The organism is Pseudomonas muyukensis, from assembly GCF_019139535.1.
In the GTDB taxonomy this organism is placed as follows: Bacteria; Pseudomonadota; Gammaproteobacteria; order Pseudomonadales; family Pseudomonadaceae; genus Aquipseudomonas; species Aquipseudomonas muyukensis.
Map to the genome: position 1 here is coordinate 4,551,411 of NZ_CP077073.1, position 26,629 is coordinate 4,578,039.

The 26,629-nt window shown below is 63.6% G+C and carries 24 protein-coding genes; all 24 read right to left on the reverse strand.

Annotation, left to right across the window (positions count from 1 at the left end; genetic code table 11):
• Positions 1–3: 3 nt before the first annotated feature.
• Positions 4–1,359: a flagellar protein export ATPase FliI gene (fliI, locus tag KSS95_RS20020; RefSeq protein WP_217849011.1), complete on the reverse strand. Its 1,356-nt coding sequence runs from the start codon at positions 1,357–1,359 to the stop codon at positions 4–6.
• Positions 1,349–2,122, reverse strand: a complete 774-nt coding sequence (gene fliH / locus KSS95_RS20025; protein ID WP_217849013.1) for a flagellar assembly protein FliH — start codon at positions 2,120–2,122, stop codon at positions 1,349–1,351. Before fliH ends, fliI begins: the two co-directional genes overlap by 11 nt.
• A 176-nt stretch (positions 2,123–2,298) precedes the next feature.
• Complete coding sequence (gene fliG, locus KSS95_RS20030; RefSeq protein ID WP_028692791.1) at positions 2,299–3,318, reverse strand: flagellar motor switch protein FliG; 1,020 nt, start codon at positions 3,316–3,318, stop codon at positions 2,299–2,301.
• A complete protein-coding gene (gene fliF / locus KSS95_RS20035; protein ID WP_217849015.1) occupies positions 3,311–5,089 on the reverse strand; it encodes a flagellar basal-body MS-ring/collar protein FliF in 1,779 nt (592 codons plus the stop codon). The genes fliG and fliF overlap by 8 nt, the downstream gene beginning before the upstream one ends.
• A gap of 15 nt (positions 5,090–5,104) precedes the next feature.
• Positions 5,105–5,437, reverse strand: coding sequence for a flagellar hook-basal body complex protein FliE (gene fliE / locus KSS95_RS20040; RefSeq protein ID WP_217849017.1), 333 nt, complete (start codon positions 5,435–5,437; stop codon positions 5,105–5,107).
• Between the two features lie 106 nt (positions 5,438–5,543).
• On the reverse strand, positions 5,544–6,923 hold the full coding sequence (locus KSS95_RS20045; protein WP_217849019.1) for a sigma-54-dependent transcriptional regulator: 1,380 nt from the start codon (positions 6,921–6,923) through the stop codon (positions 5,544–5,546).
• Positions 6,923–8,137, reverse strand: a complete 1,215-nt coding sequence (locus KSS95_RS20050; protein WP_217854044.1) for a sensor histidine kinase — start codon at positions 8,135–8,137, stop codon at positions 6,923–6,925. Before KSS95_RS20050 ends, KSS95_RS20045 begins: the two co-directional genes overlap by 1 nt.
• A 272-nt stretch (positions 8,138–8,409) precedes the next feature.
• Positions 8,410–9,885, reverse strand: coding sequence for a transcriptional regulator FleQ (fleQ, locus tag KSS95_RS20055; protein ID WP_217849021.1), 1,476 nt, complete (start codon positions 9,883–9,885; stop codon positions 8,410–8,412).
• Positions 9,886–10,050: 165 nt separating this feature from the next.
• Positions 10,051–10,347 (reverse strand): flagellar protein FliT, encoded by a 297-nt coding sequence (fliT, locus tag KSS95_RS20060; protein WP_217849023.1) that lies wholly within the window; start codon positions 10,345–10,347, stop codon positions 10,051–10,053.
• 9 nt (positions 10,348–10,356) lie between these two features.
• Positions 10,357–10,758: a flagellar export chaperone FliS gene (gene fliS, locus KSS95_RS20065; protein WP_217849025.1), complete on the reverse strand. Its 402-nt coding sequence runs from the start codon at positions 10,756–10,758 to the stop codon at positions 10,357–10,359.
• Positions 10,759–10,886: 128 nt separating this feature from the next.
• The gene (gene fliD / locus KSS95_RS20070; protein WP_217854045.1) at positions 10,887–12,275 is read right to left on the reverse strand and encodes a flagellar filament capping protein FliD; all 1,389 of its coding nucleotides are present in this window, start codon (positions 12,273–12,275) and stop codon (positions 10,887–10,889) included.
• An 83-nt stretch (positions 12,276–12,358) separates the two neighbouring features.
• Complete coding sequence (locus KSS95_RS20075; protein ID WP_217849027.1) at positions 12,359–12,709, reverse strand: flagellar protein FlaG; 351 nt, start codon at positions 12,707–12,709, stop codon at positions 12,359–12,361.
• Between the two features lie 75 nt (positions 12,710–12,784).
• The gene (locus KSS95_RS20080; protein ID WP_217849029.1) at positions 12,785–14,227 is read right to left on the reverse strand and encodes a flagellin N-terminal helical domain-containing protein; all 1,443 of its coding nucleotides are present in this window, start codon (positions 14,225–14,227) and stop codon (positions 12,785–12,787) included.
• Between the two features lie 402 nt (positions 14,228–14,629).
• Positions 14,630–15,559 carry a ketoacyl-ACP synthase III gene (locus KSS95_RS20085; RefSeq protein WP_217849030.1) on the reverse strand — a complete coding sequence of 310 codons (930 nt, stop codon included), beginning with the start codon at positions 15,557–15,559 and terminating at the stop codon, positions 14,630–14,632.
• 283 nt (positions 15,560–15,842) lie between these two features.
• On the reverse strand, positions 15,843–17,405 hold the full coding sequence (locus KSS95_RS20090; RefSeq protein ID WP_217849032.1) for a flagellar hook-associated protein 3: 1,563 nt from the start codon (positions 17,403–17,405) through the stop codon (positions 15,843–15,845).
• 12 nt (positions 17,406–17,417) lie between these two features.
• Positions 17,418–19,460 (reverse strand): flagellar hook-associated protein FlgK, encoded by a 2,043-nt coding sequence (gene flgK / locus KSS95_RS20095; protein WP_217849034.1) that lies wholly within the window; start codon positions 19,458–19,460, stop codon positions 17,418–17,420.
• Between the two features lie 10 nt (positions 19,461–19,470).
• Positions 19,471–20,670 (reverse strand): flagellar assembly peptidoglycan hydrolase FlgJ, encoded by a 1,200-nt coding sequence (gene flgJ / locus KSS95_RS20100; protein ID WP_217849036.1) that lies wholly within the window; start codon positions 20,668–20,670, stop codon positions 19,471–19,473.
• A gap of 11 nt (positions 20,671–20,681) precedes the next feature.
• Positions 20,682–21,791, reverse strand: a complete 1,110-nt coding sequence (locus tag KSS95_RS20105) for a flagellar basal body P-ring protein FlgI (RefSeq protein WP_437179561.1) — start codon at positions 21,789–21,791, stop codon at positions 20,682–20,684.
• 12 nt (positions 21,792–21,803) lie between these two features.
• Positions 21,804–22,499 carry a flagellar basal body L-ring protein FlgH gene (flgH, locus tag KSS95_RS20110; RefSeq protein ID WP_217849039.1) on the reverse strand — a complete coding sequence of 232 codons (696 nt, stop codon included), beginning with the start codon at positions 22,497–22,499 and terminating at the stop codon, positions 21,804–21,806.
• A gap of 79 nt (positions 22,500–22,578) precedes the next feature.
• Positions 22,579–23,364, reverse strand: a complete 786-nt coding sequence (flgG, locus tag KSS95_RS20115; RefSeq protein WP_217849041.1) for a flagellar basal-body rod protein FlgG — start codon at positions 23,362–23,364, stop codon at positions 22,579–22,581.
• A gap of 48 nt (positions 23,365–23,412) precedes the next feature.
• The gene (locus tag KSS95_RS20120) at positions 23,413–24,153 is read right to left on the reverse strand and encodes a flagellar basal body rod protein FlgF (RefSeq protein ID WP_217849043.1); all 741 of its coding nucleotides are present in this window, start codon (positions 24,151–24,153) and stop codon (positions 23,413–23,415) included.
• 161 nt (positions 24,154–24,314) lie between these two features.
• A complete protein-coding gene (locus tag KSS95_RS20125) occupies positions 24,315–24,503 on the reverse strand; it encodes a hypothetical protein (protein WP_134690853.1) in 189 nt (62 codons plus the stop codon).
• Positions 24,504–24,570: 67 nt separating this feature from the next.
• Positions 24,571–25,893 carry a flagellar hook protein FlgE gene (flgE, locus tag KSS95_RS20130; protein ID WP_217849045.1) on the reverse strand — a complete coding sequence of 441 codons (1,323 nt, stop codon included), beginning with the start codon at positions 25,891–25,893 and terminating at the stop codon, positions 24,571–24,573.
• A gap of 30 nt (positions 25,894–25,923) precedes the next feature.
• Positions 25,924–26,622, reverse strand: a complete 699-nt coding sequence (gene flgD / locus KSS95_RS20135) for a flagellar hook assembly protein FlgD (protein WP_217849047.1) — start codon at positions 26,620–26,622, stop codon at positions 25,924–25,926.
• Positions 26,623–26,629: the final 7 nt, after the last annotated feature.

The window sequence follows — 26,629 nt, forward strand, 5'->3', positions numbered from 1 at the left end:
CTATCAACCCGCCGGCGGCGCGAACACCGCGGCCAGCTCTGCACGGCTCTGCGCCATGCCGACGTTTTCGTCCAGGCGCTGGCGCAGGAAGTCCACCAGCTTGGGCTGCAGGGCGATGGCCAGGTCGGTTTCCGGATCGCCGCCGGCCACATAGGCGCCGACGCTGATCAGGTCACGGCTCTGCGACAGGCGCGACCACAACTGCTTGAACTTCTGCGCCTGGCGCAGATGGTCCGGATCGACCACCTGGGGCATGACCCGGCTGATCGAGGCCTCGATGTCGATGGCGGGGTAATGCCCCTCCTCGGCCAGGCGCCGAGACAGCACGAAGTGACCATCGAGCACACCCCGCGCCGAGTCGGCGATCGGGTCCTGCTGGTCGTCGCCTTCGGACAGTACCGTATAGAAGGCCGTGATCGAACCACCACCGGGCTCGCCGTTGCCGGCACGCTCCACCAGCTTGGGCAGCTTGGCGAACACCGAAGGCGGGTAACCACGGGTGGCCGGCGGCTCGCCGATGGCCAGGGCGATCTCGCGCTGGGCCTGGGCGAAACGCGTCAGCGAATCCATCAGCAACAGGACATTCTTGCCCTTGTCGCGGAAATACTCGGCGATACGCGTGCAATACATGGCCGCGCGCAAGCGCATCAGCGGCGCGTCGTCGGCGGGCGAAGCCACCACCACCGAACGCTTGAGCCCCTCCTCGCCAAGGATGTGCTCGATGAACTCCTTGACCTCGCGACCCCGCTCACCGATCAGCCCAACCACGATGATCTCGGCCTCGGTAAAGCGGGTCATCATGCCCAGCAGCACCGATTTACCGACACCGGTACCGGCGAACAGGCCCAGGCGCTGGCCACGGCCAACGGTAAGCAGGCCATTGATGCTGCGGATGCCCACGTCCAGCGGCTGGCTGATCGGGTCGCGGTTGAGCGGGTTGATGATCGGCCCATCCATAGGCACCCAGTCCTCGGCCTTCATGCCGCCCTTGCCGTCCAGCGCACGCCCGGCGCCATCGAGCACCCGGCCAAGCATGCTCATGCCCATGGGCAGGCGACCGCTGTCGTCCAGCGGCACCACTCGCGCCCCCGGCGCCAGGCCGACGATACTGCCAACCGGCATGAGGAACACCTTGCTGCCGGCAAAGCCCATCACCTCGGCTTCGACCTGCACCGGGTGGTAGCTGTCATCGTTGATCACCAGGCAGCGGCTGCCCACCGCCGCGCGCAAGCCCTCGGCCTCGAGGGTGAGGCCGACCATGCGCAGCAGGCGACCTTCGACGATCGGCTGCTCGGGCAGCTTCACCGCGTCGGCGTAGCCTTCCAGGCGCTTGCCGAAACTGGTGCGATCAAGGCGCATCGGCTTGATCCTGGTCGGCACCCAGCTCGACCGAAATGTCCGGCGCCGCCGGGTGCAGCGCCTGGTCATGGGATTGGTCGAACAATTGCGCAATGGCCTTGTCGATCCGCGTTTCCATGGTTGCGTCGATGCGGCTATGGGCGGTTTCGATGCGACAACCCCCTGGCAGCAGCGCCTCGTCCTCGAGCAGCTTCCAGTTTTCCTCGTGACGCTCGCGCAGGGCCTTGGCCAGCTCGAAGTCCTGGGGGTTGAGGTGGATGCGGATATTGTCGGCACCCATCGGCAGCAGTTTCAGCGCTTCACGCAGGACATGGGTGATCTGGCTGGAGTCGCCGCGCAGCTCGCGGCCGATGACCTGGCGGGTCATGCCCGCCACCAGTTGCACCAGCGCCTTTTCGATCTGGGTGTCTTGCTCGGCGATCGGCTCGAGCAAGTGACCCATGACCTGCTCGAGGCTGGCCAGCTTGGCCGCCAGGGCCACTTCGGCCTCCTGGCGCACCTTCAGCTGGGTGCTGTGGAAGCCCTCTCGCTCACCGGTGGCAAAGCCTTCGTTGTAGGCCTCCTGGCGGATGGCCTCGAGCTCCTCGAGGGTCAGTGGCTGGACTTCGTCCAGCGGCACCTCTTCGACTTCTTCCTCGATGACTTCCGGCTCGGGTTCTGGCTCGGGCTCCGGCTGCGGGTCGAAGCTGGGCAACGCCCACACGTCGACGCCCTCGAGGTCGCGGGCGCGGATCAGGTCGCTGGGGTGTTCGGTGGTGGACATGTTTTCAGGTACTCAAAAGCCATCTGCAAGCAACGCGCCCCCTGTAGGAGCGGCCTTGTGTCGCGAAAGGGCTGCACAGCAGCCCCACGATCTCGATGTCACCGCAAAATTGCCGGGGCAGCCTTGCTGCCCTTTCGCGACACAAGGCCGCTTCCACAGTGTCACCAGTCGCTGGCTTAGATCATTTCCTCGGCGCCCTTGCCGCCAAGCACGATCTCGCCGGCCTCGGCCATACGGCGGGCGATGGTGAGGATTTCCTTCTGCGCCGTTTCCACGTCGCTGACCCGCACCGGCCCCTTGGCCTCCAGGTCGTCGCGCAGCAGTTCGGACGCACGCTTGGACATGTTCTTGAAGATCTTGTCCTTGACCCGCTCGTCGGCGCCCTTGAGCGACACCACCAGCACGTCCGAGGACACTTCGCGCAGCAGCGCCTGGATACCGCGGTCGTCGACATCGGCCAGGTTGTTGAAGACGAACATCAGGTCTTCGATCTGCTCCGACAGGTCGCTGTCGATCTCGCGGATCGCGTCCATCAGCGCACCTTCCACCGAGCTGTCGAGGAAGTTCATGATGTCGGCGGCGCGCTTGATGCCACCCAGGGTGGTACGCGCGGCGTTGGAGTTGCCCGAGAACTGCTTCTCGAGGATCTGGTTCAGTTCCTTGAGCGCAGCCGGTTGCACGGTGTTGAGCGACGACACGCGCAAGACGATGTCCAGGCGCACCTTGTGGTCGAAATTGCTCAGCACCTCACCGGCCTGGTCGGGGTCGAGGTAGGCGACCACGATGGCCTGGATTTGCGGGTGCTCGTAGCGGATGACGTCGGCCACCGCGCGCGGCTCCATCCACTTGAGGCTGTCCAGGCCGCTGGTGTTGCCACCGAGCAGGATGCGGTCGATCAGGCCGTTGGCCTTGTCCTCGCCCAACGCCTGGTTGAGCATCTTGCGGATATAGCCGTCGGAGCCGACACCCAGGCTGGTCTGGTCGCCGACGATCTCGACGAACTCGCTCATCACCTGCTCGACCTGCTCGCGATGGACGTTGCCCATCTGCGCCATGGCCACACCGACCCGCTGCACTTCCTTGGGCCCCATGTGGCGCAGCACCTGCGCGGCATCGGTCTCGCCGAGCGAGAGCAGGAGGATGGCCGCCTTGTCGACGCGGCTCAGCTTGGCGGTAATGGCTCGATTGTCACTCATCGGCGTTGATCCACTCTTTCACGACCTGGGCCACGCGGCCCGGGTCTTCGGCCACCAGGCCCTTGATTGCGTTGAGCTGTGCCTCGTAACCCTCGCTGGGGCTTGGCAACAGAATGCTTGTCGGGCCACCCAGGCTGACGCGGTCGTTGGCCAGTTCGCCATCCAGACCGATCATGCCGCCCAGCTCCATGTCGCTGTCCGTGGCCGCCTGCTTGCCGCCACCTGTGATGTTGTTGAGCACCGGACGCAGCACACCGAACACCAGTACCAGGATGAACAGCACGCCCAGCACTTGCTTGACGATGTCCCAGAACCACGGCTGCGAGTAGAACGGAATGTCGCCCAGCTCGTCGCCACGGTCGGCGGCGAAGGGCACGTTGATCACGGTGACACTGTCGCCGCGGCTGGCATCGAAGCCCACCGCGTCCTGCACCAGGCGGGTGAAGCGCGCCAGGTCCTCGGCCCCCCAGGGGGTGCGGGTGGCTTCGCCGCTGGCGGCATCCAGCTTGACCTGGTCGTCCACCACCACCGCCACCGACAGACGAGTCAGGCGACCTTGCTGCTGGCGAGTGTGGCTGATGGAACGGTCCAGCTCGAAGTTCTTGGTGCTCTGCTGGCGCTTGTCGCTCGGGTACGGCGCCAGCATCGGCTGGCCGGTGGCCGGGTCCATGATCTGCTGGCCGTTGGCGTCCACCAGCGGCTGACCTGGCTGGATGGCACCGGCCGGGGTGGCGGCAGCCGTGGCATTCTCAGGCGCGGAGGCACCGGCCGGTGGCTGGTTGCTCAGCGCGCCCGGCACACCCTGCGGGCCCTGGCTGCTGGCACGCTGTTCGTTGACCGACTGCTCGCTGCGCAGGGCCGGCTGATCCGGGTTGAACTGCTCGGAGGTGGATTCGACGGCGCTGAAATCGACGTCGGCCGACACCTCGGCCTTGTAGCGATCGTTGCCCAGCACCGGCTGCAGGATGTTGTGCACGCGCTGGGTGAGCAGGCCTTCCATGCGGCGGCTGTAGTCGAACTGCTTGCCGGCCATGGTCAGGGCGGTGTCCTGCAACTGGTCGGAGAGCAGATTGCCCTTCTGATCGACCACGGTCACCTGGGACTTGTCCAATTCCGGCACGCTGGTCGCCACCAGATTGACGATGGCCATCACCTGGCCGGCCTCCAGGGCGCGGCCCGGGTACAGCTCGACCAGCACCGAGGCGCTCGGCTTGCGTTCGTCACGGACGAACACCGAGCTTTTCGGAATCGCCAGGTGCACACGGGCAGCCTTGACATTGTTCAGGCTCGAAACGGTACGTGCCAGCTCGCCTTCCAGGCCACGGCGGTAGCGGGTGGCTTCCATGAACTGACTGGTACCCAGCCCCTGGTCCTTGTCGAGCAGCTCGAAGCCGACGTTGCCGTCGCTGGGGGCCACGCCGGCAGCGGCGAGTTTCAGGCGCGCACGGGAGAGGTCGTCGGCCTTGACCAGCAGCGCGCCGGAGTTGGGCTCCACGCGGTAGGGAATGTCGGCCGAGGCCAGGGTATCGATCACCTGCTTGGTGTCCATGCCTGCCAGGCTGCCGTACAGCGGCCGGTAATCCGGCTGCTGCGACCAGAGCACCACGGCAAAGCCGATGGCCACGCTCGCGGCCAGGCCGACCAGCAGGCCAACCTGACGCAGCATGGGCATCTGCGAGATGTTTTCCAGGAACGACATGCCGAACAGCGGCGGCTTGGCTGCTGGCGGGCCACTCTTGGCGGGGGCGTTATCGACGACTGCTTCGGCCATGACTCACTCTCGCCCTTATACCGGCATCTGCATGATGTCCTGGTACGCCTGTACCAGCTTGTTGCGCACCTGGGTCAGGGCCTGGAACGACACGGAGGCTTTCTGCGAGGCGATCATCACGTCGGTCAGGTCGACCCCGCTCTTGCCGATCTCGAAGGCGTTGGCCAGCTGGGTGGACGCCTGCTGCGTCTCATGCACCTTGCCAATGGCCTGGCCGAGCATGTCGGCAAAGCTGCTCTGCCCTGGCGCCAGCTCGGGCGCGGCAGCGGCCTTGGGCAGGGACATGGCATCGGCCTGCATGGCACGCATGTCCAACATCAGACGATTGAATTCAACACCTTGGGTCATGGACTTCTCTCTCCGGCGGCCGCATTTTTTTGACACTCATGCAGCGAATGAGCTGGAACTAGCAAGAGGAGTGCCAGCCAGCCCAGGGACTATTCAAAACAGTGCTTCAGCCGAACAGGCTGGCCTCGACATCGAAGCCGGCGTCACGCATCTGCGCCAGCTTGTAACGCAGCGTGCGCGGGCTGATCCCCAGGCGCTCGGCAGCTTCCTTGCGGCGCCCGCGTTCGGCGCGCAGGGTGTCGATGATCATCTGGAACTCGTGACGACGCATGTCATCCTCCAGGCCGCCCACCTCAGCCCCCGCCCCGGCAGCCGTATCGACGCATAATGGCGAAGTAGTGGCCACTTTCGGCGACGACAATGGAATGGCGCCAGCCAGACAGAAATCCGCCGCCTCTATGACGCCGCCCTGCTGCAGGATCAACGCCCGCTGCAGGGCGTTGTCCAGTTCACGCACATTGCCCGGCCAGGCGTAGGCCTGCAGGCAGGCGCGCGCATCGGCAGACAGGGTTACCCGGGCATGGCGCATCTTCGCCACATGCCGGGCCAGCAGGCGCTCGGCCAACGGCAGGATATCGGCAGGCCGCTCGCGCAGTGCCCGCCAGGCCATGGGGAATACCGACAGGCGATAGTAGAGGTCTTCACGAAAACGCCCCGCCGCGACCTCGCCGGCCAGGTCGCGGTTGGTGGTGGCCAGCACCCGGATATCCAGCACGATCGGCTTGCGCCCACCAACCCGCTCGACCTCGCGCTCCTGCAACACGCGCAGCAGCTTGGCCTGCAAGCCCAGCGGCATTTCGGAAATTTCGTCCAGCAGCAAGGTGCCGCCATCGGCCTGCTCGAACTTGCCCGCCTGGGCGGCGATGGCGCCGGTGAATGCGCCCTTCTCGTGGCCGAACAGTGTGGCCTCGAGCATGTTGTCGGGGATCGCCGCGCAGTTGATCGCGACGAAGGCCTGGCCCGCGCGCGGCGACTGCTGGTGGATATAGCGGGCGAGCACTTCCTTGCCCGTGCCCGACTCACCGGAAATCAGTACCGTGGAATCGCTGCGCGCAACGCGCACGGCCAGCTCCAGCAATTGCCGGCTGGCCGGCTCGCAGGCCACCGGCCCCTCCTCTTCCGCGGCGCCCACGGCATGCCGCGCCACCAGGCTGAGCAGGGCCTTGGGCTCGAATGGCTTGACCAGGTAATCGGCAGCGCCTTGGCGCATGGCATCGACCGCCCGCTCCACCGCGGCATGGGCAGTCATCAGCAACACCGGCAACTGCGGCTGCTGGCGGCGCAGTTGCGCCAGCAACTGATGGCCGTCCATGCCCGGCATGTTGACATCGCTGACCACCAGGGCGAAGGCCTCTTCATCCACCACCCGCAACGCCTCTTCGGCGCTGCCGACGGCACGGTGGGCGAACCCGCCGATCTCCAGGGTATCGGCCAGGGCCTGACGCAACACACGATCATCCTCGACCAGCAGCACCTTGATACTCATCACCCCCTCTCCTCACGCGCCTCGAACAGTGGCAGTACCACCGTCACACAGGTACCGCGGCCAAGCTTCGAACGCAGGCGCAACTCGCCACGATGGGCGCGAACCACGGCCTGGACCACCGCCAGGCCCAAGCCGGTGCCGGTGGCCTTGGTGGTCAGGAAGGGTTCGCCCACGCGCTCCAGCAACTGCGCATCGATTCCGCTGCCAGCATCGCTGACACACAGGTGCAAGACCCCCTCGCGGCGCAGCAGGTGCACTTTCAGCCGCGCCGGCTCGGCGCTGGCCTGCAAGGCATTCTCGATGAGGTTGAGCATGGCGCCGACCAAGGTATCGCGATTGCACAGCACCTCACCCAGCTGGGTATCGCACTGCCAACGCACCGCATGCCCCTGGACATGGGCTTGCGCCGCCTGCTGCAAGGCCTGAAACAATGCCTTGGGGCTGATCCGGTCATTGAGCGGCAGCTCGCCGCGGGCGAACACCAGCATGTCGCGCACCTGGTGCTCGAGCTCGTGCAGGCGCTCCTTGAGGTTGCCGGCGAAGCGCTGGCGGGTTTCCCCCGGCAGGTCCTGCGCAGGGTCAGCCAGGTGGCTGGCGTAGAGCATCGCGGCCGACAGCGGCGTGCGGATCTGGTGGGCCAGCGAAGCCACCATGCGCCCCAGCGACGACAAGCGCTGATGGCGCGCCAGCTGATCTTGCAGGCGACGGGTTTCGGTCAAGTCGTTGAGCAGCACCAACTGGCCGGGCTCGGCATCCAGCGAGCGCGTGGCGATCGACAGGCGGCGCCCGTCGCGCAGGGAAACCTCGTGGCCATCGTCCTCGCGCGGCGCAAAGCTGCGGGCGATCACCTGCCGCCAGAGCACGCCGAGCAACGGCTCGCCGAGCAATTCGCAGGCCGCCGGGTTGGCCTCGCGCACATAGCCATCGCCATCGATCACGATCACCCCGCCGGGCAGCAGGTCGAGCAGGTTCTGCAGGCGATTGGCCAGGCGCTCCTTCTCATCCAGCTCGGCCATGCGCTGGCCGCTGACCACCGCCAGCTCACCCTTGAGCTCGCTGACCCGGGCCTCGAGCAGGTTGTAGGACTGGCTCAGCTGGCTGGAAACCTGATCGAACAGGGCGAACGCCTGCTCAAGCCCCTGCCGGCTTTCCTGCTCGAGCGGGGTATGCCCGCGCGGATCGGGGGCTGGGGAACGGTGGGCGGCCTGGGGCATCGTGCTCTCTCGCATGGCTGACCGTCATAAAAACGGTATGTTGCCTGCGGTGTAGCAATAGCCGTGCCGGAGATGGGGATAAAGGAAAGTTGTCGGGCGGGTTGTTGATCAGGCTCAAGGAGCATGGGTCTGAGCCGGCCTGGTTTCTGTGCGAGTAATCCAGGGGCCGCGCAGTGCCCCCTGATTACAGCGCTGAGCCGATGCCGCCGCGCGCCCCTTTCGCGACACAAGGCCGCTCAAGGCACGCGCAAACCTGCGCAGCCGCCAGCCCATCACTCGTCAGCCTGCTCCTCGCCACCCTGGCGGCTCATGCCGTACTTGCGCATCTTCTCCACCAGCGTGGTGCGACGGATGCGCAGGCGCTCGGCGGCGCGCGCAACGATGCCGTTGGCATCATCCAGCGCCTGCTGGATCAAGCCCTGCTCCAGGCTGCCAAGGTAATCCTTGAGGTCCAGCCCTTCGGGCGGCAGCATCGCATGGTTGGCGAAGTTCGGCGCATGCCCGTTGATCGCCACGCGCTCCTCGAGGTCGGAGCGCAGGCTGTCGACCAGTTGCTCGTCCTCGTCGTCGACGTAGCGGAACTTCTTCGGCAGCTCGGCGACCCCGATCACCCCGTACGGATGCATGATCGCCATGCGCTCCACCAGGTTGGCCAGCTCGCGCACATTGCCCGGCCAGCCGTGACGGCACAGCGACATGATCGAGGCAGAGTTGAAGCGGATCGACCCACGTTTCTCGTGCTCCATGCGCGAGATCAGCTCGTTCATCAGCAGCGGGATGTCTTCCACCCGCTCACGCAGCGGCGCCATCTCGATGGGGAACACGTTCAGCCGGTAATACAAATCTTCGCGGAAGGTGCCGTCCTCGATCATGGTCTCGAGGTTCTTGTGCGTCGCGGCGATGATGCGCACGTCGATGCTCTGGGTCTTGTTGCTGCCCACGCGCTCGAAAGTACGCTCCTGCAATACCCGCAGCAGCTTGACCTGCATCGGCAGCGGCATGTCGCCGATCTCGTCGAGGAACAGGGTACCGCCATTGGCCAACTCGAAACGCCCGGCGCGGCTGGTGATGGCCCCGGTGAAGGCGCCCTTCTCGTGGCCGAACAGCTCGCTCTCGAGCAGCTCCGCCGGGATCGCCCCGCAGTTGACCGGCACGAACGGCGCTTCGCGACGCTTGGAGTGGTAGTGCAGGTTACGCGCCACCACCTCCTTGCCGGTACCGGATTCGCCGAGAATCAACACGCTGGCGTCGGTGTCGGCCACCTGCTGCATCATCTGCCGCACATGCTGGATGGCACGGCTGGTGCCGACCAGGCTGCGGAACAGATTAGGCTCGCGCTGGCGACCACGCTCGCGGGCCTGGTCGTACATCTCGCGATAGACCTGGGCACGGTGCAGCGAATCGAGCAGCTGGCTGTAGCTGGGTGGCATCTCCAGGTTGGAGAGCACGCGACGGCGCAGGTCCTCGGGGAACTCCGCGGAAGAAATTTCACCCAAAAGCAGCACCGGAAGGAACTCATCCCACCCCGCCACTGTCTTTAGGAGCCCCAGCACGCTGGCTGGCGCATTTACGGTCCCGATCAGGACACACAGCACTTCACGGCTGGAAGACAAACCTTCGACCACCTGCTGCCAGTCCTGGCTGGAGCAAGAAAGGTTTTCTTCGCCGAGAAAATTCAGGACCACCGCCAGATCGCGGCGGCGTTCGCTGTCGTCATCGATCAGGAGAATCTTGGTTTCACGCCACATGCAATAGCAACTTCCCTAGTCATATCGGCGCCCGAAGGCGTGCACGACATCATTCCGACTGAATGGTCAGTGTTCGGACGTCTGAATTTCGAAAACAGCCACTAGTAAAGTCAAAAAGACTGTAACAGTCAAATTTATGGCGCCTCTTACTCAGTTCGGTGCATCTTAACTGAATAAATGGTAAACCTTCGAAGCATTCTTTGCTTGCTTGATCTGGGTCATCTCATCGGCGATCGCCTGGCGCTCACCGATGGTGGCGTCGAGCAGGTCGCGATAGACCGCCAGCAAGCCTTCCAGCCGCTCCTTGACCAGCGCCTCGTCGAGGCTCGGCGCACTGAGCATGTCGTCGATGCAGGTGCGGCAGCTCTCGTCGAGCGTGCGAATGGCTTCCCAGTCGCGCGCGGCCAAGGCATCGCGCAAGGCGTCCTGGGTTGCTTCGAAACGTTGCAGCTCGCTGCTCATCCTGCCTCCTCAGCCGACCGGCTGTGCATCGGCAATCGCATCCCAGCCGCTCTTGACGGTGATCAGCAGTTGCGCGACCTCGTCGATGATCGCCGGGTCGTTGTCGATGTTAGCCTGCATCAGGCGATTGGTCATGTAGGCGTACAGGCTCGACAGCTGCTCGATGTAGGCCGGATCATGGCTTTTCTGCGCATCGAGGCCGTCGTTCAAACCGATGATGATGTCGATCGCCTTGCCCAGCATCAGGCCTTTTTCAGCGATGTCGCCACGGGCCAGCGCACCTTTGGCCTGGGCCATGCGATCGAGCCCACCCTCCATCAGCATCTGCACCAGGCGATGGGGCGTTGCTTCGGAAATCTGGGCATGGGAATTGACCTTCTGGTACTGACGAAGGGCTCTCATGGGATTCATCTTGCGACCTCGTGACGGGCAAAAACGGTAGGTTCGATAGTCCCTGTATCGGGCCGGCGGCGAAAAACTTTACCGGCCGATGACATGAAGCCGGGCATCATGCCCGGACTTCACGCGACGTTCACGGATTATTTGTCGTTCTTGGCGTTGTTCAGCGCATTCAGCGTGCCCAGCACGTTGTTCTGCTGCTGGCGCAACTGCGAGACCAGGGTATCCATGTTGTTGTACTTGTCCTGCAAGCTGACCCGCAGGGCTTCCATACGTGCATCGAGGGTGTCCTGCTCGGTCTTGAGCTTGGTCAGGCTCTCGGACAGCGTTTTAGAACGCTCGGCAAGGGTACCGGTGCTGGCCTTGGCATAAGGCTCGGTGACTTTCTGTAGGCGAGCGAGCATGCCGTCCTTGCCATTGAAGATACTGGTCAGGTCGGCGGCATTGGTGGCCGCGGCCTTGTCCCACTTCTTGTCGTCCAGGCTCAGCATGCCACCGTCCTGGGACGAAGTGACGCCGAATGCGGCCAGAGACTTCATCACGCCGTTACCGGACAGTGCGTTCATCTCTTCACGGATCGACGATACCAGGGCACGCATGGAGGCATCCCCTGTAAGCGCCGCCGGCGTCATGGTGCCATCGGCGTTCTTGGTCACCCGGGTTTCCGCATTGACCACCTTCATCAATGCGTTATAGCTGTCAATAAAACCCTTCAGGCCCGACTTCAGAGCAGTGGTGCTGGTGGTCAACGACAGCGTGGTCTTGACCAAGGCTTCGCTATCCTTTTCCTTGGGAGAGACACCGACCAACTTGATATTCAGACCGCTCACCGCGTCACTGATATCGTTGGTCTTGGACTCCATGGCAATGCCATCAAGCGTGTACTTGGCATTTTGCGGCGTTTCCACAACGGTATAACCAGTATCAAGACCAGAATTGCCCGACAGGGTGATATCGGAGCCAACGCCCATCTTGCTGGAGGTGATCACCAAGCGCGAACCCGAGGCATCGGTCAGCACGTTAGCACTCAAGCCGGCGGTCCCGAACTGGCTGTTGATCGCCTCGCGCACTTGCTGCAACGTGGCCCCCGGAGGGACGCTGACATCATGCCCCTTGCCATTCTGGGTGATGGTCAGCGTGGTTGCCGTGGTGCCGGGATTGACCACGCTATTCGCACCACCGGCATACACCTTGGTGGACACCTTGGAAGCAGACGCCAATTTTTCCACCTGCAGACTGAACGAGCCATTGGCTGCGCCCGCGCCAGCGGTAATGGTGGCGACCTTCTCATCCGAAGACTTCAATGCCAAACCGCCGAAGCTGTTGTCGTTGGTCATGCTGGTCAACGCGCCACGGAAGGCATCCAGGGCCGCCTGGATCTTACCGATCGAGGACAATGTGGTGGTTGCCTTCAGTGTCTGGGTATTGATCTGTGCCTGCTTCGGCGCCTTTTGCGCGTCCACCAGGGACTTCACAATCGCCTGGGTATCGATGCCCGAACCGATACCGCTGATTGTTGAACCTGCCATCATTGCTCTCCTTGTACGGTGGCTGCCGGATCCTTGGCGGAAAAATCCCTCAAAAGATCGACAGCAACAAAAATCATGCCAGCCTATGCCTTGCCGTCGAACAGCAGGCTGCCAGCTTCGCTGAGGCTTTGTGCCAGCTTCAGCGCGGTTTCCGACGGGAGTTGGCGGATCACGTCACCCGATTCGGTGGCGATCACCTTGACCACGACCCGGCCGGTGGAATCATCAATGGAAAAATCCAGCTTGCGCTGGCTCGACTGGACGAAATCACGAATTTCGCCAACCGCCTTCTCCAGGTCCTCGCGGGTATGCGGCTTGTCGTCCGCGGCCGCTGCCTCCTGCACCTTGGCAGGCGCCAGTGGCTCCTTTACAGCAGCCACCGGCTGGGGCGGCACCGCAGGATACACCTGGCTCAGCTTGACACTCATGTCCATGCTTCGAACTCCTCATGTCAAAAAGGCGAAAGGGCACGTAAACGCGCCCTTCCACCTCTTACTCAGGCGCCTGAATTACTGAAGCAGTTTCAGGACCGAGGAAGGCAGCTGGTTAGCCTGCGACAGGATCGCAGTCGAAGCCTGCTGCAGGGTCTGCTGCTTGGTCAGCTCTGCAGTTTCCGAAGCGAAGTCCACATCCTGCACGGTGGAGCGGGCAGCGGTGGAGTTCTTCTGGATGTTCTGCAGGTTGTCGACGGTGGTGGTCAGACGGTTCTGGGTAGCACCCAGGCCCGAACGGACGCTGTCGATCGAACCAATGGCCTTGTCGATAACGGCCAGGGCGTTTTGGGCCTTGGTGGCGTCGGTGACGTCGGTGTTGGAGATGGTGGTCTTGGTCGACGAAGCGGCAGCAGTTGCGCTGAACAGGTTGGTAACACCGGTACCGTTCAGAGCGTAACCCTTGGCGGAATCCAGCGATACAGCACCGGTAGCGACCATGTCAGCAGCGGTCAGAGCAGTACCGGCTGCAGCGTAGGTACCGTCGCCAGCGCGGGTGTTGGCAGTGATACCTGCCTGGGCACCAGCATCAGCGGCTTTGAACTTGATGTTCTCACCGGTATCGGACTTGATCGACAGCGAACCGTTGGATTCGTCGTAGTTGACGCTGATACCCAGCTTGGCTGCGTTGGACTTCAGCTGTTCGGCCAGGTCTGCAGTCTTGGTGACACCAATGATCTTGACAGTTTGACCACCAACTTCCAGATCGAAGTTAGCCTGAGCAGGGGTAGCACCGGCGATGGCAGCAGCATCAACGCCCAGTTTAACTTCGGTGCTGGCAGTAGCGGTCAGACCACCAATCGCGCCATTCATGTTGGCAGCGATAGTCTTGGCCGAATCGCCAGCAGCGATAGCTACGTCCTTGGTCTGACCATTACCAGTTACGGTGATGGTGCCCGCGGTAACGCCAGCGGCGTTCGGAGCCATAGCAACGCTCTTGATCTGCTGGGAACCGATGTTGCTGGCAGCAACGTTTTCCAGAGTCAGGTTGATGGTTTCGTTGGCGTTGGCGCCGACCTGAATGGCCTTGGTGCCGTACGAACCGTCCAGCAGCTTCTGGCCACCGAAGGTGGTGGTAGCGGAAATACGGTTCAGCTCAGCGGTCAGAGCCTGGTATTCGTCGTTGTTCGACTTACGGTCGTCGGCGCTCAGGGAGCCAGTGGCCGAGGACAGAGCCAGGGTACGCATCTTCTGCAGGATGTCGGTCGAAGCCTGCATCGCGCCTTCGGCGGTCTGGGCGATCGAGATACCGTCGTTGGCGTTCTTGACTGCCTGGCCCAGGCCGTTGATCTGGCTGGTCAGGCGGTTGGCGATCTGCAGGCCGGCAGCGTCGTCTTTGGCGCTGTTGATGCGCAGGCCGGAAGACAGGCGCTGCATCGAAGTGGTCTGTGCGGTGCTGGCCTTGTTCAGGTTAACCTGAGTAGTAACCGAAGCAATGTTGGTGTTTACAGTTAAAGCCATGACGAAATCCTCGTTGGATGGGTACTGCGGCTTCCGGCCCTGGCATCCGCCGGGTATGGCCTAGAGAACCTTCGTAATGGTTATCGTCGTCTGCGTGGGTTGCTTGAGGGCATTTTCAAAAAAAAAATGCCATCACCCCGCCACCCCTACAAAATCAGGGGGTTAAGGAAGACCGGGGCGACCAGCGGCCTGAGGCAAGCGACCTGCGCATGACGGAAACAGGCTTGCTGGCAAAATCGCCGCGGGAGCCGGTTTGCCGGCGAGCACCGGCACAGCTGGTGCCAGACACCGCACCGCCTGGTTCGCCAGCAAGGCTGGCGCCTACACGTTCGCGCACCAGGCGAACGCATAAAAAAAACGCCTGGCGGGATGCGCCAGGCGTTTTTTTGATCAGGCCAAAGGTCAATCCCGATACAGGATCGCCGACCCCCACGACAAGCCCACGCCAAAGCCACTGATGGCCACGCGCTTCCAGCTGCTGTCGAGCATGTGTTTCTGCAGCAGCAGCGGCACGCTGGAGGACACGGTGTTGCCGGTCTCGAGCATGTCCTTGACGAACTTCTCCGGGTGCTGCTCCTCGAAGCGACGCGCCACGGCATCGACGATGGCGGCGCTGCCCTGGTGGATGCAGAACGCGTCGATGTCCGCCGACTGCAGGCCGCTGGCCTCGAGCAGCTCGTGCAGGTGCGCCGGCACCTTGACCAGGGCGAAGTTGAACACCTGGCGACCGTTCATGAAGAAGGTGCCATCGCTGACCTTCAGGTGCTCGGCCCCCGAGCCATCGGTACCGAAGCGCGCCTCGCCCAGCTGCCAGACGGCGTTTTCGCCCATCCAGGTGGCGGTGGCGGCATCGCCGAACAGCATGGTGGTGTTGCGGTCTTCAGGATCGACGATCTTCGAATACGGGTCGGCGGTGATCAGCAAGCCGTTCTTCAGCCCCGCCGCCTGCATGAAGCCTTTGATGGCGTACAACCCATAGACATAGCCGGAGCACCCCAGCGACACGTCGAACGCCGCCACCCGGGTGGACAGGCCCAGCTTGTCCTGAACGATCGCCGCGGTGTGCGGCAGCCCTTCTTCGTCACCGTTCTGGGTGACCACGATCAGCACGTCGATCGCCTGCGGATCGAGCTCGGGATTGTTGGCGAACAGTGCCCGGGCGGCTTCGACGCACAGGTCGGAGGTTTCCTGCTCAGCGGCCTTGCGCGGCAGGAAGGAGGCGCCGATCTTGCCGAACATGAACGCTTCGTCCTTGCCGAACTTCGCACCCTGGACATAGTTGTCCAGGCCAGCGGTAGGCACGTAACTCGCAATGCTTTTGATGCCAATCATTCTGGCTTCCCAATGAAAACAGCCAAAGACCACCACTCGATGAATTGAGGGCGCCAATACCGGGTCGAAACCGCTGCAGCCCGAGACAGACCGAAACCAGGCTGTCGCTCGCACACCGGTAACAAAATGCTGCAGCTACTGCCGCATAGGATACAGGGAAGATGCGCGATTTGACTCATTGGTCACACTCATTTATCGCGAAAGGCCCGGCACCGCCGCGCCACAGACACGAAAAAGCCCCGGCAGCACGAAGCTGGCCGGGGCTTTTTTAGCGCAGGCGCAATCAGAGCTTGTTGAACAGGCTCAACTGGGAGATCCGCGAGAACGCCAGTTGCGAGGCCTCGAGCATGGCCTGCTGCAAGGTCAGCATGATCGACGCCTCAGCCATGTCGGTATTGCCGATGGCGTCCTGGGTGATCTTGTTGGCCGTGCTCAGGCTGGTGTTCTCCTGACGCTGGATATCCAGCGAGTTGCCACGGGCACCGATCGAGCCCCGGGTGATATCGACCTGTTCACGGGCGCTGGCGAAGTTGGCCACCGCCGAGGCGACGGCGTTCTTGATCGCGATATTGTCACCCGCGGTGCCGGGCGGCGCATCCAGTGCCGCACGCAGCTGGCTGAGGGTCTCCAGCACGCTCTGGTTCTGGTGGTTGTTGGCATTGACGGCGAACTGGTCACCGGCCTGCGGCGCACCGGACACCTGGTAGGTCACGCCGGCCACCGTCAACGCTGGCGCGGTGAAGGTGCCGCTGGCCACCGGCTTGCTGTCGGCGGTCAAGGGCTGGGCGTAGAACTCGTAGGTGTTGGCACCGGTGAACTTGATCACCGCACCGTTGCTCGGGAAGGTGCTGCGGTAAGCCGCCTGGTCGGTCACGGCGCTGCTGGTGACCTGGGCACTGGACGGGTTGCCGGCACCGCGCACGGTGGTCAGCGAGTCGGGGCGTGCCTGCACGCTGAACTCACGGCCCGCCACGATGGCATTGGCGTCCTCGCCTTCCTTCAACGAAACCGTGACCTCGAACTCGACACCGCGCAGGGCGATGCGGTTGCCACCCTCGGTCTTGCTGTCGAAGGTGCCGTTGGTCGGGGTTTCAGCGGTGATGTCATTGCCCATGGCATCGGTCACCATGTACTGGGTAGCACTGGTGAAGGTGATCTTGTAGGGCTGGCCCGCGGTGAAGCTGCTGTTGAAGCTGTTGTTGGAAGTCAGCAGGCCCGGCGAGAGCGCGACCTTGCCATCGTCGACCGGCGGCGCCACCAGGCTGGACTCGGTACGGCTCTTGTTCTTGGCCGAATCGAAGATACTGAAACCGGTGTCGTTGGTGGCCAGGCTCAAGGTGTCGGACACCTGCAGGCTCAGCTGGGTCTGGTCGCCCTGGTAGCTGTAGGTGCCATCGGCATTGCGCACATAGGGCGGCGACGAGGTCTTGGTACCGCCGAACATGTAGTCGCCGTTGGCATCGCGCGAATTGAGCAGGCCGAAGATGTTGGCTTCGATTTCCTTCAGCTCGCTGCTGATGGACACGCGATCGGCATCGGTCACCCCGGCGCCACCGGCGCGCAGGGCCAGCTCGCTGGCGCGCTGCATGGCGTCGTTGATGGTGGCCAGCACGCTCTCTTCCTGCAGCAGCGAGTTGTTCACCGTGGTCATGTTGCCGTCGTACTGCTTGAGCAGCGCCTGTTGCTGCTGCAGCAGCAGCAGGCGCGCGGCACCCACCGGATCGTCGGCGGCGGTCTGGATCCGCACGCCGCTGTCGATCTGGGTCTTGCTCTTCATCAGGTCGGCGAAGTTCTTGGTGTAGCTACTGGCGCTCGCCTCATAGAACTGAGCGGTGGAAATACGCACGATGGCTACTCCTTACAAAGCGTTGATCAGGATGCTGAAGGTTTCTTGCGCCGCCTTGATGATCTGCGACGATGCGGTGTAGTAGTGCTGGAACTTGATCAGGTTGGCCGCCTCATCGTCCAGGTTGACACCGGAAACCCCGTTGCGGCTCTCCTTGGCCGAGTCGAGCACGGCCTTGGTCGCGACGGTATCGATTTTGGCCTGGTTGGCCTTGGCCCCGACCCGCTCGACCAGCGAGGCATAGGACGAGGTGAAGCTGGAGCCGGTACCGGAGTTCAGGCCGACCGTGGACTTGGTCTGCAGCCCGAGCAGCGCCTGGGCGTTGCGGTTGTCCGACTTGCCATCGGCATTGAAACCGAAGGTGAAGCTGTCGTTGGTGGCCGGGCTGCCGCCCACGGTGGTCTCGACGCTGAAGGTGCGCGGGTTGCCGCTGCCATCGAGGATCGGCGCGCCCGTGGCATCGCGCATCGGCACATTGATGGTCAGCTTGTTGTCCTGGCCCGGGACGATGGTGCCGGTGCCGATGGAGACGCCCTTGGAGTCGTACAGGGTGTAGCCCTGGGTACCCCCGCTGGCGGCCTGGAACACCATGCGCACTGGCATCGAGTGCTTGATCGAATCCTGGATCAGCGCGGTATCGGCGCCGCCGTAGATATTCAGCTTGTCGCCCAGGTTCGGCTGGGTAATGGTGCCGCTGCCGGTATTGCCGCTGCCCACCACGCCATTGATCGGCCCGGCGAAGGCCAGCTTGTTGGCGTCGGTGAGCACGGTATTGATCGAACCTGCCGCCGAACGGGCCGGGCTGACCTTGAAGCTGTCGCCAGCCGCCAGGCCACCGCCGTTCAGAGCGAGGGTGAAGCCGTCGATCACCGGTGGTGGCGTGGTAGTCAGGTCGAAGTTGCCCATGTCGGTGCCGTCGGAGCGACGCACGCTGTACTGGTTGGGGCCGGTGAACTTGACTTCGTAGTCGTAGGTGGTCAGCGCACCACTGTTGGCGATGGTCACGTCCAGGTTGCCGGAGCCGGCGCTGTTGTTCGACGAGGCCAGGCTGCGCTGGCTGATCGCCGCAGCGCTGTTGATGCTGGAGAACAACGCGCTGCCGAACTGCCCATTGGCGTCCAGGCCCTGCCCCAGCTGGCTGTTGATGCTGTCGGCCACCACCAGGGCGACACGCCCCAGCTCGTTCATCGACGGATTGAGCACGTCGTTGCGATAGCGCAGCAGGCCGCCGATCTGCCCACCACTGGCCACCGAGGTGACATCCGAGGAGAAGTTCGGGTAGTTGATCTGCAGGCTGTACTGGCTCTTGTCGGCGGCGCTTGGCACGGCGCTCAGGGTGTTGGCGCGATTACCGGTGACCAGCGACTGGCCATTACCCATGTACACATCGTAGTTGCCGTCGCGCTCCTGCACGGTGACGCCAACCAGCTCGTTGAGCTGGCGCACCGCTTCGCTGCGCGCATCCAGCAGGTTGTTCGGCGAAGCGCCAGAGGCCGACAGCTGGGTGATCTGCTTGTTGAGATCGGCAATGCTCGAGGTCAGCTTGTTGACCTGCCCGGAGAGGGTCTCGAGCTGGCTGTTGATGCTGCTGTTCTGCTTGTTCATCTCGCTGGAGATGGAGTTGAACCGGTTGCTCAGGGTCTGCGCCTGGGTCAACAGCAACTGCCGGGAGGCGATATCGCTAGGCTTGGCCGAAGCGGTCTGCAAGGCCGAGAAAAAGGCGGTCAGCACCGAGCTGATGCCGGTGCTGCTCTCGGCCAGCAGTTTGTCGATACCCGTGATCTGATCCTGGAATGCCGCCGCATCGGTATTGAGCGAGGTCGCGGTCTGCAGCTGGTTGTCCAGGTAGGCGTTGTAGATGCGACGCACATCCGACAACGTGGTGCCGGTACCGACAAAGCCTGCGCCGATGTTGTGCGACGGCCCCGTGGTCTGGATGGTTTGCTGCCGCGAATAACCGGAAACCGCCGCGTTGGCAATGTTGTTACCGGTGATGGCCAACGCGGTCTGGCTGGCATTCAGGCCCGACAGCCCGATCGAGATCAGGTTAGACATGGTTCAATCCTTATAGATTCGTGGTAGTGCCAGCCATGGCGTATTCCTGGGTCGGCTGCAGTTGCCGGGCAATGCTGATGATCTTGCGGGCATAGTCCGGGTCGGTGGCGTAGCCAGCCTTCTGCAGCTCTCTTGCAAACTGTTCCGGTTTATCGGCCGAGCCGACGGCATCTTTATAGCGACTGTTGTTCTGCAACAGGCTGACCAGGTCGTGGAAGCTGTCCTGGTACGAGTCGTAGGAACGGAACGCCGCCGTCTCCTTGACGAACTGGCCGCCGCGAAATTCGCTGGTGATCGCCCTCGCCTCGCCACCCTGCCAGTTACCGGTGGCCTTGATGCCGAACAGGTTGTGGCTGCTGCTGCCATCGGGGTTGCGCATCACCGACTTGCCCCAACCGGTTTCCAGCGCGGCCTGAGCCACCAGGTAGCGTGGGTCGATGCCAATGCGCTTGGCCGCTTGCTCGGCCATCGGCAGCATGGTGGCAACGAACGCGTCGCTGTCGCTGAAGGCCTTGTTCGGCGCCAGCGGCGGCTGGGCCACGGCGCGGCCGATAATACGCATGCCCTCGCGCTCGCGTGGCGCGGCGAAGGTCTGCGCTGGCTGCCAGTCGCCACGGGCGACACCGGCCAGCGACGGCCCGTTGCGCTGGGGCAAGGCGCTATCGCCGGTGGCGCCCGCCGCCGACGGCACGATGCCGGCCAGCAGGCGATCGGTAAGCTTGCCCGGCAGCGCCAGGCGCCGCGAGTTGAGCGCCGCCACATCGTTGCGCCCGGCCGCGGCCTGTTCGCCCCGCGCCGGCTGGGCCACACGACCACCACCCCACAATGCTGGCGCCGGGCCGTCGATACGCGGGAACGGGCTGTTGTTGACCGCTCCACTCTTGTTCTTGCTCAACTGGCGCACCAGCACGTCCTGCAGGCCGATACCACCACCCTCGCGGGACATGCTGACCGCCAGCTGCTGGTCGTACATGTCGCGGTACTGCTTGGTGGTGTCGCTGTTCATCGGGTTTTCTTCGTCGGCCAGCACATCGCTGGCCTTGCGCGAGGCTTTGAGCATCTCGCTGACGAACAAGGATTCGAACTCCTGGGCCACCTTGCGGATGTTGCCCTCGCTGTCGCGATCGCCGTGCTTGAGCGAGCTCAGGCGATTGAGGTCGGTGAAGGCGCCGCTGTCGGCCGGGCTGGAAATCAGGCTCTTCGGATTCATCCCAGGCCTCCTCAGATCACGATCAGGTCGGCTTGCAACGCGCCGGCCTGCTTCAGGGCTTCGAGGATCGCCATCAGGTCGCTGGGCGCCGCGCCGACCTGGTTCACCGCACGGACGATCTCATCCAGCGTGGTGCCCGGGCCGAACTTGAACATCGGCTTGGCTTCCTGCTCGGCATTCACCCGCGAGCGCGGCACCACCGCGGTCTGGCCATTGGAGAACGGCCCCGGCTGGCTGACGATCGGGTCTTCGGTGATGGTCACGGTCAGGCTGCCGTGGGTCACCGCCGCCGGCGACACCTTGACGTTCTGGCCAATGACGATGGTACCGGTGCGCGAATTGATGATGACCTTGGCCACTGCCTGGCCCGGATCGATCTCGAGGTTCTCCAGGATCGACAGGTAGTCGACACGCTGGCTCGGGTCCATCGGCGCGGTCACCCGCACCGAACCACCATCGATGGCCTGGGCGACACCTGGGCCGAGCAGCTCGTTGACCTTGTCGACGATGCGCTTGGCGGTGGTGAAGTCCGGGCGATTGAGGTTCAGGGTCAGGCTGTTGCCCTGGTTGAAGCCGCTCGGCACCGCACGCTCGACGGACGCGCCGCCGGGAATCCGCCCGGCCGACGGAACGTTGACGGTGATTTTCGAGCCGTCGCGACCCTCGGCGTCGAACCCGCCCACCACCAGGTTGCCCTGGGCGATGGCGTAGACGTTGCCGTCGACCCCTTTGAGCGGCGTCATCAACAGGCTACCGCCGCGCAGGCTCTTGGAGTTACCGATGGACGACACGGTGATGTCGACCACCTGCCCCGGCTTGGCGAACGCCGGCAGGTCGGCATGCACCGACACCGCCGCAACGTTCTTCAACTGCACGTTGCCTGACCCCGGCGGCACCTTGATGCCGAACTGCGAGAGCATGTTGTTGAAGGTCTGCAGGGTGAACGGCGTCTGGGTGGTCTGGTCACCCGTGCCGTTGAGGCCCACCACCAGACCGTAGCCGATCAGCTGGTTGGCGCGCACACCAGAGATGCTGGCGATGTCCTTCAGGCGCTCGGCATGGGCACCGAACGCGCAGGACAGGAGCAAGGTCGCGGCAATCAACCGCCTAGCGTTGAACATGGTCATCCGTACTCAGAAAGGCCAGAGCGGGCTGATGAAGAAACGGTCCAGCCAACCCGGCTGGCTGGCATCGGCGAACGAGCCGGTGCCCGAATAGGTGATGCGCGCGTCGGCCACACGGGTGGACGGCACGGTGTTGTCGGTGGCGATGTCGTCGGCGCGCACCAGGCCGGCAATGCGCACCAGCTCTTCACCGGTGTTCAAGGTCATCCACTTTTCGCCGCGCACGGCGATGATGCCGTTGGGCAGCACCTCGGCCACGGTGACGGTGATCGAGCCGGTCAGGGTGTTGCCCTGGGTGGCCTTGCTGTCGCCCTTGGTGCTGCGGTCACCGCTGTAGCCGGCCTCCAGGGTCAGGTCGCCGCTGCCCAGCGGGTTGTTGGTGTTGGGCACGGTACCGAACAGCGAGGTCAGGCCAAGGTTGGCCTTGCTGTTCTTCTGGATCTGCGAGCCGGCGTTCTTGCTCGCCGAGGTGCGCTCGTTGAGGGTGATGGTGATGATGTCGCCGACCCGGAACGCCTTGCGATCGGTGTACAGGCTCTGTTCGAAACCGGCCTGGTAGATCGAGCCATTGTTGGCCGCTGCCGGCAGCGGGGTGCGCGGCAGGACCGGCGCATAGTACGGGTCGTTGGGCTTGGGCGTCGGCGCGACGCAACCGGCCAACAACACCACCCCCCCCAGGGCGAATACGGACAACGAACGCATCATGACACTTACCTCACGGTGAAACAGGCGCTGCAACAACGAGCGCAGAGTCAACGGCCCGCGCCAGGCAGGCCGCCAGGGCTTACAGCTGCTGGGTGACGAACGACAGCATCTTGTCGGCGGTGGAGATGACCTTGGAGTTCATCTCGTAGGCGCGCTGGGTGGTGATCATGTTCACCAGTTCTTCGACGGTGCTGACGTTGGAAGCTTCCAGGGTCTGCTGCTCGGTGGTGCCGAAGCCGTTCAGGCCCGGGGTACCGACCTGCGGCGCGCCGCTGGCGGCGGTCTCCAGGAACAGGTTGCCGCCGATGGCCTGCAGGCCGGCCGGGTTGATGAAGTCGGCGGTCTGGATGTTGCCGATGATCTGCGCCGCCGGGTTGCCCACGGTGGTGATCGACACAGTGCCGTCCTTGCCGACGGTGAAGGTCTGCGCATCTGGCGGCACGACGATGGCCGGCTCCAGGGCAAAGCCGTTGGCGGTGACGATCTGGCCGTCGGAGTTCAGGTGGAAGGTACCGTCACGGGTGTAGCTCACGGTGCCGTCCGGCTGCAGGATCTGGAAGAAGCCACGGCCGTTGACCGCCATGTCCAGCGGGTTTTCGGTGGTCTGCAGGCTGCCGGCGATGAAGCTCTTCTGTGTGCCGACGATGCGCACACCGGTACCGACCTGCAGGCCCGAAGGCAGTTCGCTGTCCTGGGTCGACTGGGCGCCGGGCTGACGCTTGATCTGGTACAAAAGGTCCTGGAACTCGGCACGATCGCGCTTGAAGCCGGTGGTCGAGACGTTCGCCAGGTTGTTGGAGATGACCGCCAGGTTGGTGTCCTGGGCGGACAGGCCGGTTTTCGCGACCCAAAGAGCTGGAAGCATTTAGTGTTCTCCTCGTGCGCCTGTTTTTCGGCACCCGTTCAAATGTGATTAGCCGATTTGCAAGACGCGCGCCATGGCTTCATCGCCTTCCTTGGCCGCGTTCATCATCTTGACGTGCAGTTCGAACTGACGGGACAACGCCAGCACCGAGGTCATCTCCTCGACCGCGTTGACGTTGCTCGATTCCAGGAAGCCCGAGACCACGCGGACATTGACGTCGGCGTCGGCGGGCTGGCCATTGCCGGTGTGAATCATGCCGTCCAGGCCCTTGGTCAGGCCCTTGATGTCCGGGTTGACCAGCTTGATGCGGTCGACCTCGGCCATCACCCGCGGATCCTCGCCCATGGCGCGAATGCTGATGGTGCCGTCGTCGCCCACCTCGACCTGCTGCTCCGGCGGAATGGCGATCGGGCCGCCATTGCCGATCACCGGCATGCCGTTGCCGGCGCGCAGCACGCCCAGGGCGTCGATGTTCAGGCTGCCGGTGCGCACGTAGGCTTCGCTGCCATCGGGCGCCTGCACGGCGATGAACCCCTTGCCGGCCACGGCCACGTCCAGCGGACGGCCGGTCTCGACCAGGGCGCCTTCGCTGAAGTCGGTGGCCGGACGCTCGGTCATGGCGAAGGCGCGCGCCGGAAAGCTGTCGCCGAACACCGGCATCGAACGCGCCTGCTCCAGGTCACGCTGGAAACCGTTGGTGGAAACGTTCGCCAGGTTGTTGGCATGGGCCTTCTGCGCCAGCGCGTTCTGGCTGGCGCCGGTCATGGCCACATAAAGCATCTTGTCCACAGCATCTCCTCTACGCGAACCTTGCCGCGCTGTCGTTGGCAAGGATGAAGCAATTATCGAACCAAACTGACAAAGCCCTTTAACACGGGGCTTTCAGGGGCCCACGCCAGCGCAAGCGTCAGTTTGTCGGCGAATCGTTGCCGCTGCCGGCAACTGCCGCGTCAGTCGGCGCGACACGCGCCGTTGGTGTAGGGGCCGGAATGGCGCTTCCAGCCCTCCCCCGGGTCGTTGGCCGAGCACATGTAGCGCCCGGTCGCCAGGCTCTGCCACTGGTACCAGGGCGCCGGCGCGGCCTGCAGCGACAGCGCCAGCAACAAGGCGCCGGCAGCCACCAGCATCGACTTGTTCATGGCATCTACCTCCTCTGCCAGACGTGAAAAAGCCCCTGCAAGCAGGGGCTCGATCACGCCATGCTCATCAGGTCATCTGGATGATGGTCTGCATGATGGTGCTTTCGGTGGAAATGGTCTTGGCGTTGGCCTGGTAGTTGCTCTGCGCCTTGATCAGGTTGACCAGCTCACCGGTCAGGTCGACGTTGGAGTCTTCCAGAGAGCTGCCGGCAATGCGGCCCAGGGTACCGGTGTCCGGCTCGCCGATGATCGGCACGCCCGACGCGTAGGACTCTTTCCAGGCAGTGGCGCCGACCGGGGTCAGGCCTTGCAGGTTGGCGAAGTTGGCGATCACCACCTGGCCGATCACCTTGTTCTGGCCGTTGGTGAAGTTGGCGAACATGTTGCCGCTCTGGTCGACGGTCAGGCCGGCGAGTTCACCGGTGGCGTAGCCGTCCTGGTCCTTGGCGGTGGTCGCCGAGGCTGCGTTGAACTGGGTGGTGGCCAGCATGTCCAGGGTCACGCCACCGACGCGAGCAGTGGCGCCGTTGCCCACCCAGGCACCTGCCGCGTTCTTCTCGGCCGGCACCCAGTTGTTCAGCTGGAAGGTCTTGTCGGCGGCGATGGTCAGGCCACCGGGAACCGCGCCAGCAGCCATGGCCGCGGTATCCAGCTTGCCTGCCGAGGTAAACGGCAGCTTGTTGACCAATGGCGTGGTCAGCGTCGGGTCGGCCGGGTTACGGCCGGCGATGGTGGTGTACATGGTCCAGGAGTTGGTGCCGGCATCCTTGACGAAGTACTGGTTCATCTGGTGCTCGTTACCCTGGCTGTCGTACACCGGGGTGTTGAAGGTGTAGTTGTAGCTGTTGACATTGGTCGGGTCGAACGGCGAAACCGTCGGCGCATTGGCGCTGGAGTTCAGGTTGACGGTCTCGGAAATGCGCCCGGTCGGCTTCGGCGCCAGGTTCGAGGTGTCGATCTTCAGGTCGGTCAGCACGCCCGGGATCACCTTGCCGTTTTCATCCACCGGATAGCCCTGCAGGTTGGCGCCGCTGGCGTTGACCACGTAGCCTTCCTTGTCGCTGTAGAAGGCGCCGGCACGGGTATAGATGCGCGAGCCATTGTCGTTCAGGGCGAAGAAGCCGTTGCCGTCGATGGCCATGTCCAGCGCCTGGCCGGTGCCATTGATGTTGCCGGGGTTGAACATCTGCGAGACCGCCATGGTCTTCACGCCGCTGCCGACCTGGGTCTTGCCGCCGGCAGTGCCGCGGATCGATTGCGAATACTGGTCGCCGAACTCGGCGCGCGACGATTTGAAACCGGTGGTGGCGACGTTGGCAATGTTGTTGCCGGTAACGTTCAGGGATTTGTTCGCCGCATAGAGACCGCTAAGGCCGATATTGAAAGACATGTACTCGCTCCTTGTGCCGATTCTGCGGCGTTAAATTCCGATGGTGGTGACTTTGGAGATGCCGACTTTGCCGATGCCAGCCAGGTCGAGCATCATCTCGCTGCCATTCTGGAAGCTGACACTGTTGACCTTGGCCGGCAGCAACGTGGCCAGCGTCTTGGCCTTGCCGTCGACCTTGGTCTCGGCGCTGAAGGTGTAGTTGCCCGGGTCGACCTTCTCGCCCTTGTCGTTGGTGCCATCCCAGATGAAGTCGGCGGTACCGGCCTTCTGCGCGCTCAGCTCGATGGTCTTGACCACCTTGCCGTCCTTGTCCTTGATGGTGACCTTGCCTTCGCTGATGTTCGACGGCACCACGACCTGGCCATTGAAGCTCTTGGTGGTGTCGACCACGGCCTTGTCGGTCTGCACAATCACCGAACGGCCGACCAGCGAGGTCGCCTGCAGCGCCTGGGACGAACCGATGCCGGTGAGGATGCCGTCAACCGACTCCTTGAGCGACTGGATGCCTTCGAGGCTGCTGAATTGCGCCAGCTGCGCAACGAACTCGCCGTTGTCCTGGGGATCGAGCGGGTTCTGGTTCTTCATCTGCGTCACCAGCAACTGCAGGAACGCGTCCTTGCCCAGCGCGCTGCCGGCCTGGCCGGTGCTGCCGTTGTTCTTGCTGGTGGGCTTTTGCAGTGACTCCAGATAGCCGCTGCCAACCTGGTTATCGGTATTGGTGGTAGTCATTTCGGCT